This window comes from Woeseia sp. D3-10, assembly GCF_055809415.1.
Genome location: NZ_JBVVTW010000007.1, coordinates 655,762 through 670,237 on the forward strand (window position 1 = coordinate 655,762; position 14,476 = coordinate 670,237).

The window sequence follows — 14,476 nt, forward strand, 5'->3', positions numbered from 1 at the left end:
TCTACGGGAATTAAGTCGGACAGAACAATTGATGGGCGGCACACAAAAGCCCCGACAGCGAATCGCTCACCAGTAAACAACACAGACTTCGATGTCAGCGTGCATGCATTCATTGCGTATCGACGGGCAAGCCCGCGTCGCATTTCTTGCAGTTGAGTTGGAAACCGAGCATGGACGTACGGCCATCATCGGACAGAACCCAGGGCCTGCTCACCAACGGAGGATTATGCCGAACATGCTGGTAATGACCACAGGCAAGCTGCGCCACCCAGTGATCCTCATCATCCTTGTGATAACCGGTGATTGGCTGCTGCACAAAAGTTACCGCCTTGGCGCGCCCGCCGCGATCAAGGCTTGTAGTGCGCGTCTGGCCAGAGCTCATTGATCTCATCGGCCTGCTGTTGCGCACTGAACCGTTCCCAGACGATGCCATTCACGTCCGATTTCTGGGTGAATGCTGTCGCTTGCGCGTCTTCCCAGCCAAGATGCCGCAACGATCCCGGGCTGCACCTGTCGTCCTGCCGTACTGAGAAATTCATGACTTCGGTACGCCAGAGTGCGTACTCGCCGGGCACCGAAGAACAGGGTGCTACGCCAAAGCGTGCTGTGTAGTCAGCAATCGATTCTTCGATGCTGTTGCTTGATATCGCGATGTGAACTTTCTTCAATGTACCCTCATTTGACAACACTGGTTAGCCGGCCTGCCGCAGGACGCGATGTTGCGCACTTGTTTCAGTCCACGTGTTTCATTTCGTAGATCGTGATCTTCAGTTCCGTGTCCTTCGTGGCTTTCAGGAATGCGGCGATGTGGGGAGCCTTTACATGATGCTCCCACAATGCCCGGGTTTCCCAGGTCTCATAGAGCAGAAAGTGCCCCGCATCCTTCAGGTCTTCATGCAGATCGTACTGAATACAGCCGTTTTCCTTACGCGAAACAGGCAGCAGCTTGCCGAGTTCTGTCCGCACCAGATCCACTGTCTCAGGCTGTGCCCGAAAATTAGCGACTATAGTTAGCAATGCCATACAAAGCCTCCCTTATCTGGTCAACTGATTAAAGCACGCCGGGCAGCATTGATAATACTTGCCTTGTACGAATTATTCGAATCCGTCGAGTACCGTTTTGCCAATTGCCGTGCCACTCTCCTGCAACTCGTGTGCGCGTCGCAAGTTCTCGACGTTCAAAACGCCAGCACGCGTTGTTACCGTGGACTTAACTGAACCGTTATCCAGAAAATCGGCGAGCCTGTTCAATAACTTGTGTTGCGCGTCAATGTCTTCTGTCTGAAACATGGAGCGGGTGAACATGAATTCCCAGCTAATGCTCAGTGCTTTCATCTTCAGCGGCAGTATGTCTAAAGACTGTGGATCATCAATCAATGCGATATGCCCGCGCGGTTTGATCAACTCAACAATCGCGCCGAAGTGCTGATCCGTGTTGGTGAGTGCCGCGACATAGCGCGGTGTTATCCCCAGCGCCCTGATCTCTTCATCGAGCGGCTCGCGATGGTTCACTACGTGATGCGCACCCATCTTTTCGACCCATGCGCGAGTATCCGGCCTTGATGCCGTTGCAATGACGGTCAGCCCGGTAAGTTGCCGGGCGAGCTGAATCAGTATCGAACCCACCCCGCCTGCTCCACCAATAACCAGCAGCGCGTCGCCCTCACCTTCACCTTCTTTGAGACCGAAACTGTCGAACAGCATTTCCCACGCCGTAATCGTGGTCAACGGCAGGCCCGCCGCTTCGGCGAAGTCCAGTGATGCCGGCTTCCGGCCGACGATGCGTTCATCAACAACGTGCAGGGCGGCGTTCGTTCCCGGTCGGGTGATGTCACCCGCGTAGAAAACTTCGTCACCTACTTTGAATCGCGACGTTGCGGAACCGACTTCCTTAACAACTCCAGCGGCATCAAAACCGAGAACCCGGTGACCTGCTTCCGGCTGGGCGTTAGCGCGCACTTTGACGTCAACCGGATTGACCGAAATCCCACGCACATCTACCAGCAAATCGTTCGGGCCAGGCGATGGAACCTCCATTTCGAATTCGACCAGAGCATTTTCTTCGGTGATCGGACCGGCATCCTTGTATCCAATAGCTTTCATTGCACTTGTTCCTCGTAATGGGCATTTGCGGTACAGCCACGCGAACCGTGATTGACCGCCTGCAAGTCACTCAGTCTAATCGTTAATCAGGAATCGATAATCCAGCTTGTTCCTAATTGATCTTTCGTCTATTTTTGATAAATGGATACCCTTTCCCTGCGCCTTTTCCTGCGAATTGCGGAGCGTGGAGCCGTCTCGGCCGCAGCGCGCGACCTGTCGCTGTCGCCGGCCAGCGCCAGCGCGCGCCTGGTCAAGCTCGAAGACCTGGTGGGCTTTCGCCTGTTCAACCGGACCACGCGGGCCGTCTCACTGACCACTGATGGCGCGGCATTCCGGCCCTACGCCCAACACGCGCTGGAAACGCTGGAAAGCGGGCTCAGCTCGGTCAGCGGCCAGGAAGCCGAGGCCAAGGGCTTGCTGCGCATGACGTTGCCCGGCTCGTTTGGCCGCATGCACATCATTCCGCGACTGGCGGAATTTCACGCGCGCCACCCGCTCGTGCAGCTGGACTTGCGGCTGTCCGATGAAGTGCTCGACGTTGTGGAAGGGGCCTACGATCTGATCATCCGCAACGCGCCACTCAGTGACAGCAGCATCATTGCCAGAAAGCTGGCCGCTGATAAACGAATACTCTGCGCCTCACCCGCCTATCTCACCAAACACGGTTCGCCAGCTACGCCCGATGACCTCGCCGACCACCAATGCGTTATTCTGGCCGACAGCAACAAGTGGCGATTCGCGAACGGGCAAGTTATCAATGTCCCACGTTCGTTTGTCATCAACGATGGCGAAGCCATGCGGCTTATGCTTGAAGCCGGCATGGGTATCAGCGTCAAATCCTTGTGGAATGCCAGCAAGAGCCTGCAAGCCGGGCAATTGGTGGAAGTGCTGCCCGACTTCCCGTTAGTCACCGATTCTTCGATATGGGCGCTGTACCCCAGCAACCGGATCGTCGCGCCGAAAGTCAGGGCGATGATCGATTTTCTGCTTGACCAGTTCCAGCCGGTGCCACCCTGGGAACAATAGGGACTACTGCACGTTCACTGCCGCGGTCTGCCAATATCCGGGCTCTAACGATTCTTCTGCAGCTTTGCCGCGGCAGACCGAAGCAACGCCATCGAATAGAGCTTGTGGAAGCCCAGCAACGCTTTGTACACCAAGCCCAAGCTGCGCTCTCCCGTTTGTTTGTCCACAACAGGGACAACGGCAGAGCCGAAATACAAACGGGTTTGGCGGCTGTCACCTGTCGTTGAGTGCTCCGTTCGCAACCATGATTTTGTACGGCCCTGATAGTCCGACAACAACAGCTGATTCTCTGTCCGATCCTCTACCGACCATGCGGCGAATTCATCCGCCTCACCGGCAGCCAGGGCAGCCAGCTGCTGGTCGGTTGACGGCCTTGATACGACCCACTTCAGAATGAAGCGTTCCAGCCGGAACAGGGCCGTCGAATAAAACGCCAGCACGAACTGCTCTTGAGAGACTTGCGCCGGGATATCCACAAAGTAGCAATCGGTATGAAAGCCGGGCTTCTGGTAGCGCCGGAGCAAAGCATCGCTTGGTAGCGGGCACGCATTCACACTGGACACGACTGGCTCGCTCTCTGTGTTGTCTGTTGACCGAAATCGGCGGCGGTTGCTGTCAATTTGTATAGCCGCAGCCAAGCTGTGATCAACTTACCGCTGCCGTGTGGATTGTACCGATGCCGGCCAGTGTACGGGCAGCATCCGATTTCCATTTACCCTGGAGCCGGCAAGCGTCTGCCAATGCCGCAGTGGTGAATACGCAAACGAGCACAATCCCCAATAACGACTTCACGCCGCACCTCGTCCAACATTGTTCGATGAAATAGCGGCAGGTCATATCAATTCACCGTACGCCAGGGCACGTTCTCTGCAGCGGGTTCAATGCCAATGGTATTCAGGAAAAAGTACAGGCTGCTGATCTCTTCTTCCGTCAGATCCGGAAAACGGTCTCGGGCAATCATCGACATCAAATTGAGATTGTCGCGACCACCGATAGCCGTGCCGGTCGTCAGCAGCGTTCGGAAGTCCGCTTCCGAATAGGCCGCCAGTATGGCGAGATCAGGCGCCCGGCCATCGGGGTTCATCGCTCCGCGGAGATCGAGCCCGTGGCATTCATTGCACATCGTCATTGCGAGGTACTCGCCTTGCCGCATCGCCGGCAACTGATGATTCTGAAACTGAAGGTCCGGCACCAGGTTTACCCACTCGGCCATGTGCATGGTCGAACCGCTGGCAATCTCCCAGCGGGCGCTCCAGCCAAGCTTTGGTTTTGGATAGGACGACGGCTGCACTTCGGCGCTTTGCAAAAACGCGATGAGCGCAACGAGGTCGGTATCCGACAGATTGGCCCAGTTGTAAGACGGCATGGACCACAGCGCTCGGCCATCAACGCCGATGCCGTGACGGATCGCCGCTTCCAGTGTGGCCGGCGAATGTTGTCGCGCGTAGGCAGCCAGGTTAGGAGCAACAGCGCGTTCAACCCACGGCCATTGATCGGTAAATACCTCCCCTTCCAGGGACTGGCCATGACAGCCGAAACAACCGCGGATGCGGGCAACGTGCCTGCCGTGTTCTATCGAAGCCGCATCCGTTGGAATTGTGGCAACGAACGGATCAGGCAACTCGACATTCCGAAGCCGATACTCACTCGCCAGAAACACCCCTGCAGCCATCAAACAGGGTATTGAGAAAACTGCAATCGCTATCCAACCGTTTCGGTTCAAGCTGAGTCCTCCCCACACTAAATGCGTTCGACTGACTTAAAGGCTATCGCTCAGAATTTTATTTTTCCAGTCAGCATCTGAAAGAACATTACCCAATCACCCTGAAGGCTGTAGAAGGGGTAGGTAAACGTTGCCGGCCTGTTCTTCTCGAACCCGAAGTGGCCTACCCAGGCAAAGCCGTAGCCAACCACCGGTATCGCAAGCAACCAGAGATAATTCCCGGTGAGCAGGGACGAGAACAGAATGATCAGGACCGACAGCGAGCCGACGAAGTGCATTCGCCGGCAGGTTCTATCGGCGTGCTGGCTCAAATAGAACGGATAGAATTCCGCAAAGGATTGGTATCTGGCATCCGAAGAAAAGTCGCGCTCTGTCATTTGCATGCTCCCAAGCCATGTGACTTTTTGTTGCGATTCTACAATTCGGTACGCGTCAGAGTACCTGACTTTTGCGCAGCAGCAGCGGTCCGGCAGTACCTTGCACAATGTTTTCTAGGTTCTACTACCTTCAATACAGCCCCGCATCAGTAGCTCAAGCTTCTCGCGTCCAAGGCTATTCATTCGTTCGATATTACGGGCGGGAATCTCATCGACATCCCGATAAGCATCGATGCTCTTTTCCAGACTGGCTTCCCTGAGTATATGCAGTAACGGATAAGGTGAGCGGTTTGTGTAGTTTTCCGCATCATCTGCCGCGGTATCCGCAAACTGGTAGTCCGGGTGAAAGCTCGCAATCTGATAAACGCCTTCCAGTTCCATTTCCACCAGTAAGCGGTCTGCAGTATCGAGAAACTGGTTGTAATCGAGAAAGTTCTGAAGCACCTCGGAATGAATAAGCAGCGTGGTTTCTACTGTGTCGTCACCGTTAAGCACCAACAGTTCTGCCTCCAGTGCTTCGAGCAACTGCACCTCGGTCGTTGCTTCGCTGACAACGAAACGAACCCGATCCTGGGTTAATTCCCGGCCAGCGAACGGGCACAGATTCAGTCCAACGACCAACTCCTCTACCCAGCGTCGAACAACATCTGCTTTCGTATTTACTTCCATTGGTTCCTTTAAGCCCTGACTGCCGGCACTTTGCCGATTCTTCCTATTCGTCCCAGTTCAGGGTAGGCGCCACTGGCGCCACTACGACGATTTTCTCATTTGAGCATGCCTGCATCCTGATTAGTACGTTCGATCAGAAAACACGACGAAATTCTTGTGTGCGGATAACGGACTGGCATTGCGCTAACGATCAGTGGCCTTTGGACCAAGTGATAGCTCAACTCACCTGTTACGGCGGAAGCTACGACTCCATCTTCTTCGCGACGAACGGGTAGATCACACCGCAGATGACTCCGCACATAATCGCCACAGCCATGTCATTCTCACTGGTCCAGTCGCTAAAGAGACTTCTTGCGGCTAAGCCTAGCGTGATCATGAGGACGATAACGATCATCGTAGTGACGGCAAGGGCTTTCATGTTGATCATAGGCTGACCTCGTTCTGTGCGGACATGTCATTCTAACAGTCAGATGTCGCCAAATATCAGCAGAAACTGATCTGCCAGAAATACACGTTCAGGCGTTTGTTACTTCGTCCCGCGGCATAGACTGCCATTCCCTGAAGAGATTATCCGGGCTTAGCAGCGGTGCTTGCTCGATCAACTCATCAACATGCTTAACAAAGGCCAGCGAAAACGCATCCCGGCTTTGCTGCCACCAAACCCGAAAGCCGGGGAATGACAGCAACTGTTGCGACATTGAACGTTCGTAACCGCGGTAGGTTTCACGATCCAGCGCACCCTGACGGTATTGGTAGTACTGATTCTCAAACGCCACAAACAAACACCGGCAGATGAGAAAAAACTGGGTGTACTGCATAGGCTTGATGTCCGACTTGCCGGACATCCCGACGGCATACGCCTTCACGAGTTCCGGCTCGGACAAACTGACCAGCACTGAACTCCAAAGCGCGGTGTTGGCCTGCAGTGTGGAGTTGCGTATTGATTTTGTATTCTGCCGAACCTGAACGGCCAGATAGATCAGCGAGACTACAACCGCAATGCCTCCGACGATTTCTGCAATGTCGGCGAGATCTGACAATGTCATAGGTCTGTTTCCATCCCTGTTGGCCGAAAACTTACTGTTCGGCTTGATGAACCTTTGCACGATCAAGGAGCGTCTGGCACCGCGCAATACTCTCGGCTGACCAGTGCTCTGACCGCCGGTAATATTCCGGGACCGACGGTGCGTCGTCGGGAAGCACAACCCACGGTTGCTTGGAGGCCGTGAAAATATGAATATCCGGCGGCAGTAAGTACGGGTTATCCAGTGTACCCACCCGGACAAACTTAACGAGCGGCCCTGCGCCACTATAGATGCTCCAGACAGCAACTTTACACTCGGGGCATCGGGCTATCTGCTGGCCACGGCCACTGTTCGTTGGCGTATCGATGAGTTCCGGCGCTTTCCCCCGCTCAATCACCCGATCCGCCTCGATCATCGCGTTTAATACGAAGGCCGTGCCGGTCTCGCGTTGGCACCAGCGGCAATGACAGCAATGAACAATTAGCGGCGAAGTCTCTACCTGGTAACGCACCGCTCCGCAGGCGCAGCCGCCTTCTGCCGGGAAATCATTGGCGTCGTTCATTGAAATCCTTTCATCTACTAAGGGTTACAGGCACTCACCGGTCAGGCCGAAGGCGCAGGTTCCGACGCGCAGAGCTACCATAGTGAATGCTGCGTTTAGCGGTTTTTCTCCTAATGTAAACGATGTCTACATTCCGCAGTACACTGCTGTCGTTCGCAGTGTACTGCGCTAGACGTCATACCCCATCTCTTTCAGCTTGGTTACAACACCGCCACTTCCGCCAAGCAGACTTGAGATTCGGATCTTTGTGCCGTTTCTGAAGGTAAGGACGTACCAGCTCATCTGCGAACTGAATGTTGCGGATACCAGGTCTTCCCATTTCTCGCGCTTTCGACCTGTCCACGGTGTATGAATATCAATTCCTTCCTCGTTGTACGTACCGCGCACCTTGAAATATTCCGCGAATGAGGCGCCGGCACCTAAGCCGAACCCAAGAAGCAGTACAATCGCTGCCAGCATTTCTCCGCGATCTTCCTGCACCTGCCCACTAAAAAACAGCAACCAAAAAGCGAGGGCGGCAACGGCCAGACAACACACGCCAAGAAGGGCAATGAACCAGCCATACCTGAGCTGCCCTGTAGCAGGCGCAGCTCTAACTCGAGAACTCAGGTATGAAACCAGGGCAACAGCGATCGCCCCACCGATTAAGCCGGATATAACGCTTGAGTCCATCTTCAGCCTCCGAGGGTAAGCTGATCAAGGGAGAACTACTGTTTTGTACCGAGTCTTAATAACTGATTGTCTACTTCCTGAGCGGCAGATCAGTTACTTTCCAAGAGCTTCTTCTTTTCCTCAGCAAACTCTTGCTCAGTTATGATGCCTCGCTCCTTGAGATCGTTGAGTTTTTCGAGGCGCGAATAAACATCGTCGGATTCTTCAGCGTTTCCAGCGCCTTCAACGGCTCCAGATCGGGGTGGAACTGGAATCATGACATTGCCTTGATAAGTTCGGTGCTTATCAGTGATTGCATCCGTAATACCGAGATCCCAGAATATGACGCTTGCCGCCACCTTCTCGCCTTCAACTTCACTCCGGATCGATCCTGTTGCTTCTCGCCCATCCTCGGTAGAGCAATCGTAAATCAACGCGTCGTCTGACCTTCGAATCATAACGCTCGTTGTTGGTATATCCGATTGCCAGGAACCACGCTTGTTTTTGAACTCGCATTGCCCGGCAGATCCATCTGAAAAATTCACCGCAAGAGGAATCATTGGATCATTGACGATTGTCGCGCAGCCAGCTAGCGAGAACAGGGCGGCGGCGATGGCGGTATTAAGGGACGTTCTTAACCTAGTCATTGTTATGTCTCCTTATTGTTATGGATCGAACTTGACCTTTTGTGGCGTATTTAGACCTTCCCTACATTCGGTGGGCTCAGCTCAATAGAGTATCTCCCCATAGATTCTGGCTGGTTATACCGTATTGGCAGCCAAGAGAAAGCAGCTGCGGCTGTACAGCTAATCTTAAGCGTACTTAGCTCAGACTCGTTCAAACGGCTGCCGCAAGGCAATTTGAAATAACTGACGGGTGGAGCGCATTGTTAGGCGTCACCTGGGACATCACTATGGGCGTCCTCCAACTCACAAAATAGTGTTAACCCCTTTCCCATTGATATAAGCCAATGACCAAGCGCAGTGAGGCATGCCACGAATAGGCCAAGAAAGGTTGAAATAAATAAGCCAAGTAATGGCCCACCAATCAAAGCGCCCCAACCGCCAATAGGTTCGTTATTCCAAGAAAGTATCTCTACACCAAAGGCCGCTAGTACACCCAGGAAAAAGAAGACCGGAATAGAGCCCGCCCACGAACCGAAAAAGATGAGCTTGAAGATACTGCCGGTGGTAAGTCTGCGTACTCGAATCTCTCGCATAAAGGCTCCTCTGACGCCTAACGTCTAAGCTCACCTGCACTTGACGCAGGTCGCCTGGAGCGGCAGCGCAAGGCGGACTGAGTCAAGTGACGGGTGCAGGGCATTGTTATGTGTCATGTCCTTCGATCAGTACTTATACTCATTCGGATTAAGCTCGTCTAAGATTTCAGTTATCTGTGGATTTCTTGAATCCGTATTCATACGAATGAGAAAACACTTGTTGCGGCTTAGTCCCTGATTGAAATGGACGAAATCTACGTCTTTGTAGTATTTATCCTTTGAATCAATAACTTCGTACCGATACTCGTAGCTTTTGGCGTGTTTCTTATACTCTCTTGAAATGACCCTTATCTTTAATTCCTGACCTACTACCGGGATGCAGCCTCGTTTCGTTTTTCGATCCGACCACTTCCTCGTCGTTTCACTTACTGAAAGTGGCCGATTGAAAGGCATTGATGCTGATTCCTTCGCTAAATTATCGGCAGCGCGATTATGGATGTTCGATTTGTGAGCTTTAACCCACTTTACATCGACCTTTATTGGGCATACGTTTACTTCTCTCCTAAGCCTCTTCCAAAGCTCGATATTATCGACTGGGATACCATTGGCTCCTCGCCATGCCCTATTCGGCCAGATATTCATTGCCGACACAAAATTAGAAGTCACATATCTTGCATCCGAAAATAAAAGCACTCTCGAGAATCTTAGTAAATCGGGGAAGAGTCGCTTCGCCTCTTTCAATGCCACAGTACAAGCCTCTATTTCCATCTCGTCGATTGTCGCCTTTTCCCACCCTATTGGCGCGTAGTCGGAAACTTCTTCATCGCCATGTTCATTGACCCATACGTATCGAACACCGACGCCTGCGGCGCGTTTCTTATTCGGATAGGAGGAGCCGTCGGTGTAAATATTCAAAGCGTCCTCGTCGGGAATTCCTAGACCGCTTGCCACTTAAGGTATCCGTCTCCGCAAATGCGTCTATGACACATAACTAGGATTCGTATGTCTAAAAACAATTTGTAGAATTGCGATTAGGCAAATCGACCCAAAGCTCAACTTCCGAGCACGTGGGATACAGAACAATCAACTTTCGGTTAGTACGGGAACTGGCTTGTTACTATCCATCGCAGCTTTCACCGCTGTTGTTATTTTTTGACCTTCTACAGTGGAATATACACCGAAACGCGTATTCTGGGAGTCATGCTCGTAATTCTTTTCTGTCCCGAGTAGGACGTACTATCCGTCTGAGCCTCTCCCCCGCTCTCTCGACCGCGCCATTGCTCAGGAACTTGGTCCCATAGGCGTTATTCCGCAGATAGTCGGTCTGATCTGCTCGTCGATGGTGACCTGACTTATTGTTAAAGCAACGACTCGGCCTGGTTCCAATAAGTCGGTACGACTAGCGAAAGTCTGTAAGGGCGCGATGCGATTAGCCTTGCGCTACTTTCTAGTGATTGACCCCGAGCGCGTGGTACCCGGTACATAAAACCTCTGCGTCCAAAAACGACTGCTACTTCCTCTTACCCTTCTTCCTTCGCCCCGCTTTCGATGCCGCCACATCCAACAAACGCCGAAACTTCGGGCATTCCATGTGGCTGGGTGCAGGACAGGCCGCTGCATGTTGCAGGCCGTCACGCATGGCACGTAACCGGCGTATGGTTGTATCCAGTTCATTGGCTTTGTCGGACAGCAACTGTTTGTCTATCTGCAGTTTGCCATTCGGTGCGAACATCTCGCGGATCTCATCCAGCGAGAAACCAGCCGATTGCCCCAGTGCAATTAGCGCCAGTTGATCCAGGATGCCTGGCGAAAACACACGCCGCAGACCTTGTCGGCCGACGGACCTGATCAAGCCTTTCTCTTCGTAATACCGCAGCGCGGAGGCCGGTACGCCCGATTGCCGGGCCACTTCAGAAATATCCATTTCCCCTCTTGACCTCAAGTTGACTTGAAGTAGTACGCTATCACCATTCTGGTTTTGGAGGCTATAACTCGTGGACGAAATGACGAACTACCTTGTCGCCGCACTGGTCGTCGGGGTCGGTGCAACCGCTGTCACGGATCTCTGGAGCGTGGCACGTAAATCTCTATCGGGAATCGCTCCGCCCAACTTCGGGCTCGTCGGCCGCTGGATGTCGTACATACCGCGAGGGCAATTCCGGCACGATTCCATCGCAGCTTCGCCGCCTGTACAGGCGGAACGTTTGATCGGCTGGTTGGCGCACTACCTGATCGGTATCGCGTTCGCCGGAGTGCTCATTGTGTTCTGGGGTCTCGAGTGGATTGCACGGCCGACGCTTATGCCTGCATTGATCGTTGGCATCATTACCGTGGCCGCGCCGTTCCTGCTGATGCAACCCGGTATGGGTGCCGGCATTGCCGCGTCACGAACGCCAAAGCCGAATTCAGCCCGGCTGCAAAGCCTTATCACGCACGTGATCTTTGGAGTCGGCATGTACCTGGCGGGTTGGGTTGCCCATCTGCTCGGCCTTCCGCAGTAAAGCTCTCTGACAATTCTCTTAAACGTTATTCACACTCGCAGGTTATCAAAATGCGTATTCCATCCCGCTATGCACCGGTACTGTTCAGCGCCCTGCTGTCGGCCATCATGGTCGCTATCGTCTCGGCTTTTGTGCTCGTCATCTCGCAAGGACTGCACGCCGGGTTTGCAGCCCAGTGGCTAAGAAGCTGTTTAACCACATGGCCTGTTGCTTTTCCCACCGTTGCTGTCGTTGCACCGTTGGTCCGAAACCTTGTCGGCCGAATGACCGCATAAGTCGGCTGTGGCTGTCGTTTACCGTTCAAATGCCGACAGCCTCACTCCGCGTCCGCACCTTGCAAATGTTCTTCAAAGTAATCGGTCATTGTCGAGTACATGTGCAGCTCGGTGCCCTCGCCTTTCTTGATCGCGTGTTGGCGATTCGGGTAAGACATGAAATCAAAGCGCCGATTGTGTTTGATCAACTCATTGATCAAACGCTCGGAACCCTGATAGTGCACGTTGTCGTCACCCGTACCGTGCATTAGCAGCAGTTTGCCGCGCAACTGAGATGCATAGGTAATGGGTGACGCCAGTCGGTAACCTTCTTCGTAGTCCGGCAACAAACCAGAGTAACGCTCCTGGTATATGGAATCGTACAAGCGCTGATCAGCCACCGGCGCTCGCGAAATACCAACATGGTATTGCTCCGGATAACGGAACATCAGGTTCAGGGTCATTGAGCCGCCGCCGGAATGCCCCCAAACGCCAACCCGGTCGCAATCAATAAAACTCCAACGCTCGCAGATCGCCTTCAGAGAATCCGCCTGGTCGCGCGAACCGAGCACACCAACGGCGCCGTAAACGGATCGCCGCCAGTCGTGACCGCGCGGTGCTTGCGTGCCGCGATTGTCGACCGAGGAAATGACAAAGCCTCGCTGCGACATCAACATGTGCCAGTTGCTACGGGCTTCATCCCATACATCCCGCACCGTCTGGCCCGCCGGTTCACCGTAAACGTAATTGATGATCGGATACTTGCGACTGGCATCGAAATTCCAGGGGCGCAGCAAAGTAACCGTTCAGTCGCAGCCCATCACGCGCCGCTACCTCGTAGAACTCGACCTCGCTCAGAGACAGATCGGCGACCTTCCTCGCCAGTGCCGCATTGTCCTCCAGCACGTGGTGTACCGTGTGATCCGGCAGTGACACGAGGCTGTACACGGGCGGCTGCAAAAAGCGCGAATGCTTGTGTATCGCCCAGCGTGAATCCTCGGAAACCTGGTACGAGTTGGTGCCGGCCAGGCCTGCGGGCGTAACGCGACTGACCTGACCGCTACCGTCAAGCCGACTGCGGTACAGATAGCGCTGTGCGACATCCTCCGGCGAGGCGATGAAATACAACCAGCCGTTCGCCTCGTCGATGGAGATAAGATTAATGACATCGAATTCGCCCGGCGTCAGATCCGTAAAGGTCTTGCCGTCGCGGGACACGAGGTAGATGTGCCGCCAGCCACTGCGTTCGCTGGTCCAGGTGAATGCATCGACGCTCTCCAGCCACTCCGGATCAATGACGTCCTCGATGAACGTTTCCTCCCGCTCGACGAACGCCTCGCGAACATCACCCGTGTGCACGTCTGCGTAGAAGACCCGGTTCGTGTCCTGTTTGCGGTTCATTTGCTGCACGAGAAGCTCGTCGGAGTTGTTGGCCCAGTCCATCCGCGGCACGTACATGTCTTTGGCAACGCCGGGCAGTTTGACCCAGACGGTGCTGGGGTTATCGACCCGAGACACACCAATGCGAGCCGCGGAGTTTTCCTGGCCCACCTTTGGGTACGGAATCCTGGATACCGTTGGGTACAACTCGTCCGTGTTGTTGATAATCAGAAAGTCCCGCGCAGCGTGGGTATCGAGCTGCCAGTAGGCAATACGCTGGCTATCAGGGCTCCAGCGAAAGCCGTCCAGAATGCTGAACTCTTCTTCATAGGCCCAATCGAAATGACCGTTGATAACAGTGTCGGATGCATCGGTCGTCAGCGCGACAATCTCCATCGTCGACAGATCCTGCACATAGATATTGTCACGCCACACGTACGCAAACCTCGTCGCGTCCGGAGACAGCTTGCCGAACATCATCTGGCTTGGTTCCCGCTGCTCGCCGCCCAGCTGCCGGAGTTCGCCAGTCGCGATGTTCAGAATCCAATAGTCGCCACGGCTGCGCTTTCGCCAGACTTTTCGTGCATCTGAAAACAGCAACAACTGGCTCTTGTCTTCTGACCATTGATAATCATCAATTGCCAACGCCTGACCCGCGCCTGCCGGCGTCAGTCGCGCCAAGGAGAACAGCACCGTGCGTTCCAGAGTGGCCGGATCGTAGTGCACAATCTCGCGGTAAGGGTTTATGTCTTCGCCCAACTCGTCCAGCTCAAGCTGCACATCTTTGTAGGCATCAACGGTTTCCAGCGCGGTGTATCCCGAACCATCCTCCAGCCAGCGTACCGTGCCCGGCACTTTGGCTTTGTAGACGCGATCCCTGTACAAGGCTTCGTTCAGTGAGCAGACACTCCTGGCAATTGTTGTGGAGCAACGTTACTTGCGGTCTGCGGAGCGCACGCTGAGAAAACCATCAGGCAGAAGCCAGT

At 54.0% G+C, this 14,476-nt stretch carries 21 protein-coding genes; 3 read left to right on the plus strand and 18 right to left on the minus strand.

The window, feature by feature from the left end; translation table 11 throughout:
- Positions 1 to 109: 109 nt before the first annotated feature.
- The 4 genes from AC0L8N_RS03760 to AC0L8N_RS03775 form a co-directional block, all read right to left on the minus strand.
- A complete protein-coding gene (locus AC0L8N_RS03760) occupies positions 110 to 316 on the minus strand; it encodes a DUF3565 domain-containing protein (RefSeq protein WP_473666236.1) in 207 nt (68 codons plus the stop codon).
- Between the two features lie 31 nt (positions 317 to 347).
- Positions 348 to 668 (minus strand): VOC family protein, encoded by a 321-nt coding sequence (locus tag AC0L8N_RS03765; protein ID WP_473666237.1) that lies wholly within the window; start codon positions 666 to 668, stop codon positions 348 to 350.
- Between the two features lie 64 nt (positions 669 to 732).
- Entirely contained in the window at positions 733 to 1,023 is a 291-nt protein-coding gene (locus AC0L8N_RS03770) for a putative quinol monooxygenase (protein WP_473666238.1), read from the minus strand.
- Between the two features lie 72 nt (positions 1,024 to 1,095).
- Positions 1,096 to 2,103 (minus strand): zinc-binding alcohol dehydrogenase family protein, encoded by a 1,008-nt coding sequence (locus AC0L8N_RS03775; RefSeq protein WP_473666239.1) that lies wholly within the window; start codon positions 2,101 to 2,103, stop codon positions 1,096 to 1,098.
- Positions 2,104 to 2,244: 141 nt separating this feature from the next.
- Here AC0L8N_RS03775 and AC0L8N_RS03780 point away from each other — a divergent pair, with 141 nt between their 5' ends.
- On the plus strand, positions 2,245 to 3,129 hold the full coding sequence (locus AC0L8N_RS03780; protein WP_473666240.1) for a LysR family transcriptional regulator: 885 nt from the start codon (positions 2,245 to 2,247) through the stop codon (positions 3,127 to 3,129).
- Positions 3,130 to 3,173: 44 nt separating this feature from the next.
- Here the strand turns inward: AC0L8N_RS03780 and AC0L8N_RS03785 are convergent, their stop codons facing one another.
- The 12 genes from AC0L8N_RS03785 to AC0L8N_RS03840 form a co-directional block, all read right to left on the minus strand.
- Positions 3,174 to 3,692, minus strand: coding sequence for a hypothetical protein (locus AC0L8N_RS03785; protein WP_473666241.1), 519 nt, complete (start codon positions 3,690 to 3,692; stop codon positions 3,174 to 3,176).
- A 275-nt stretch (positions 3,693 to 3,967) separates the two neighbouring features.
- Positions 3,968 to 4,852: a c-type cytochrome gene (locus AC0L8N_RS03790; protein ID WP_473666242.1), complete on the minus strand. Its 885-nt coding sequence runs from the start codon at positions 4,850 to 4,852 to the stop codon at positions 3,968 to 3,970.
- A 50-nt stretch (positions 4,853 to 4,902) separates the two neighbouring features.
- Complete coding sequence (locus AC0L8N_RS03795) at positions 4,903 to 5,229, minus strand: Mpo1-like protein (RefSeq protein ID WP_473666243.1); 327 nt, start codon at positions 5,227 to 5,229, stop codon at positions 4,903 to 4,905.
- A gap of 114 nt (positions 5,230 to 5,343) precedes the next feature.
- The gene (locus tag AC0L8N_RS03800) at positions 5,344 to 5,898 is read right to left on the minus strand and encodes a DUF1415 domain-containing protein (protein ID WP_473666244.1); all 555 of its coding nucleotides are present in this window, start codon (positions 5,896 to 5,898) and stop codon (positions 5,344 to 5,346) included.
- 241 nt (positions 5,899 to 6,139) lie between these two features.
- Entirely contained in the window at positions 6,140 to 6,325 is a 186-nt protein-coding gene (locus AC0L8N_RS03805; protein WP_473666245.1) for a hypothetical protein, read from the minus strand.
- An 88-nt stretch (positions 6,326 to 6,413) separates the two neighbouring features.
- Positions 6,414 to 6,944 carry a hypothetical protein gene (locus AC0L8N_RS03810; RefSeq protein WP_473666246.1) on the minus strand — a complete coding sequence of 177 codons (531 nt, stop codon included), beginning with the start codon at positions 6,942 to 6,944 and terminating at the stop codon, positions 6,414 to 6,416.
- 31 nt (positions 6,945 to 6,975) lie between these two features.
- On the minus strand, positions 6,976 to 7,485 hold the full coding sequence (locus tag AC0L8N_RS03815) for a GFA family protein (protein WP_473666247.1): 510 nt from the start codon (positions 7,483 to 7,485) through the stop codon (positions 6,976 to 6,978).
- A 168-nt stretch (positions 7,486 to 7,653) separates the two neighbouring features.
- Positions 7,654 to 8,157 (minus strand): hypothetical protein, encoded by a 504-nt coding sequence (locus AC0L8N_RS03820; protein ID WP_473666248.1) that lies wholly within the window; start codon positions 8,155 to 8,157, stop codon positions 7,654 to 7,656.
- Between the two features lie 89 nt (positions 8,158 to 8,246).
- Positions 8,247 to 8,783 (minus strand): SHOCT domain-containing protein, encoded by a 537-nt coding sequence (locus AC0L8N_RS03825; protein WP_473666249.1) that lies wholly within the window; start codon positions 8,781 to 8,783, stop codon positions 8,247 to 8,249.
- 242 nt (positions 8,784 to 9,025) lie between these two features.
- On the minus strand, positions 9,026 to 9,355 hold the full coding sequence (locus AC0L8N_RS03830) for a hypothetical protein (RefSeq protein ID WP_473666250.1): 330 nt from the start codon (positions 9,353 to 9,355) through the stop codon (positions 9,026 to 9,028).
- Between the two features lie 126 nt (positions 9,356 to 9,481).
- Positions 9,482 to 10,306 carry an RNase H family protein gene (locus AC0L8N_RS03835; RefSeq protein ID WP_473666251.1) on the minus strand — a complete coding sequence of 275 codons (825 nt, stop codon included), beginning with the start codon at positions 10,304 to 10,306 and terminating at the stop codon, positions 9,482 to 9,484.
- A gap of 559 nt (positions 10,307 to 10,865) precedes the next feature.
- The gene (locus AC0L8N_RS03840) at positions 10,866 to 11,279 is read right to left on the minus strand and encodes a helix-turn-helix domain-containing protein (RefSeq protein WP_473666252.1); all 414 of its coding nucleotides are present in this window, start codon (positions 11,277 to 11,279) and stop codon (positions 10,866 to 10,868) included.
- Between the two features lie 79 nt (positions 11,280 to 11,358).
- Here AC0L8N_RS03840 and AC0L8N_RS03845 point away from each other — a divergent pair, with 79 nt between their 5' ends.
- Both AC0L8N_RS03845 and AC0L8N_RS03850 read left to right on the plus strand, forming a co-directional pair.
- A complete protein-coding gene (locus AC0L8N_RS03845; protein WP_473666253.1) occupies positions 11,359 to 11,856 on the plus strand; it encodes a DUF2938 domain-containing protein in 498 nt (165 codons plus the stop codon).
- A 50-nt stretch (positions 11,857 to 11,906) separates the two neighbouring features.
- Positions 11,907 to 12,131 (plus strand): DUF2798 domain-containing protein, encoded by a 225-nt coding sequence (locus AC0L8N_RS03850; RefSeq protein ID WP_473666254.1) that lies wholly within the window; start codon positions 11,907 to 11,909, stop codon positions 12,129 to 12,131.
- Positions 12,132 to 12,172: 41 nt separating this feature from the next.
- Here AC0L8N_RS03850 and AC0L8N_RS03855 read toward each other — a convergent pair whose 3' ends face one another.
- Both AC0L8N_RS03855 and AC0L8N_RS03860 read right to left on the minus strand, forming a co-directional pair.
- Complete coding sequence (locus AC0L8N_RS03855) at positions 12,173 to 12,907, minus strand: alpha/beta hydrolase family protein (protein WP_473666255.1); 735 nt, start codon at positions 12,905 to 12,907, stop codon at positions 12,173 to 12,175.
- Positions 12,843 to 14,375 carry a DPP IV N-terminal domain-containing protein gene (locus AC0L8N_RS03860; RefSeq protein WP_473666256.1) on the minus strand — a complete coding sequence of 511 codons (1,533 nt, stop codon included), beginning with the start codon at positions 14,373 to 14,375 and terminating at the stop codon, positions 12,843 to 12,845. The genes AC0L8N_RS03855 and AC0L8N_RS03860 overlap by 65 nt, the downstream gene beginning before the upstream one ends.
- Between the last annotated feature and the right edge of the window lie 101 nt (positions 14,376 to 14,476).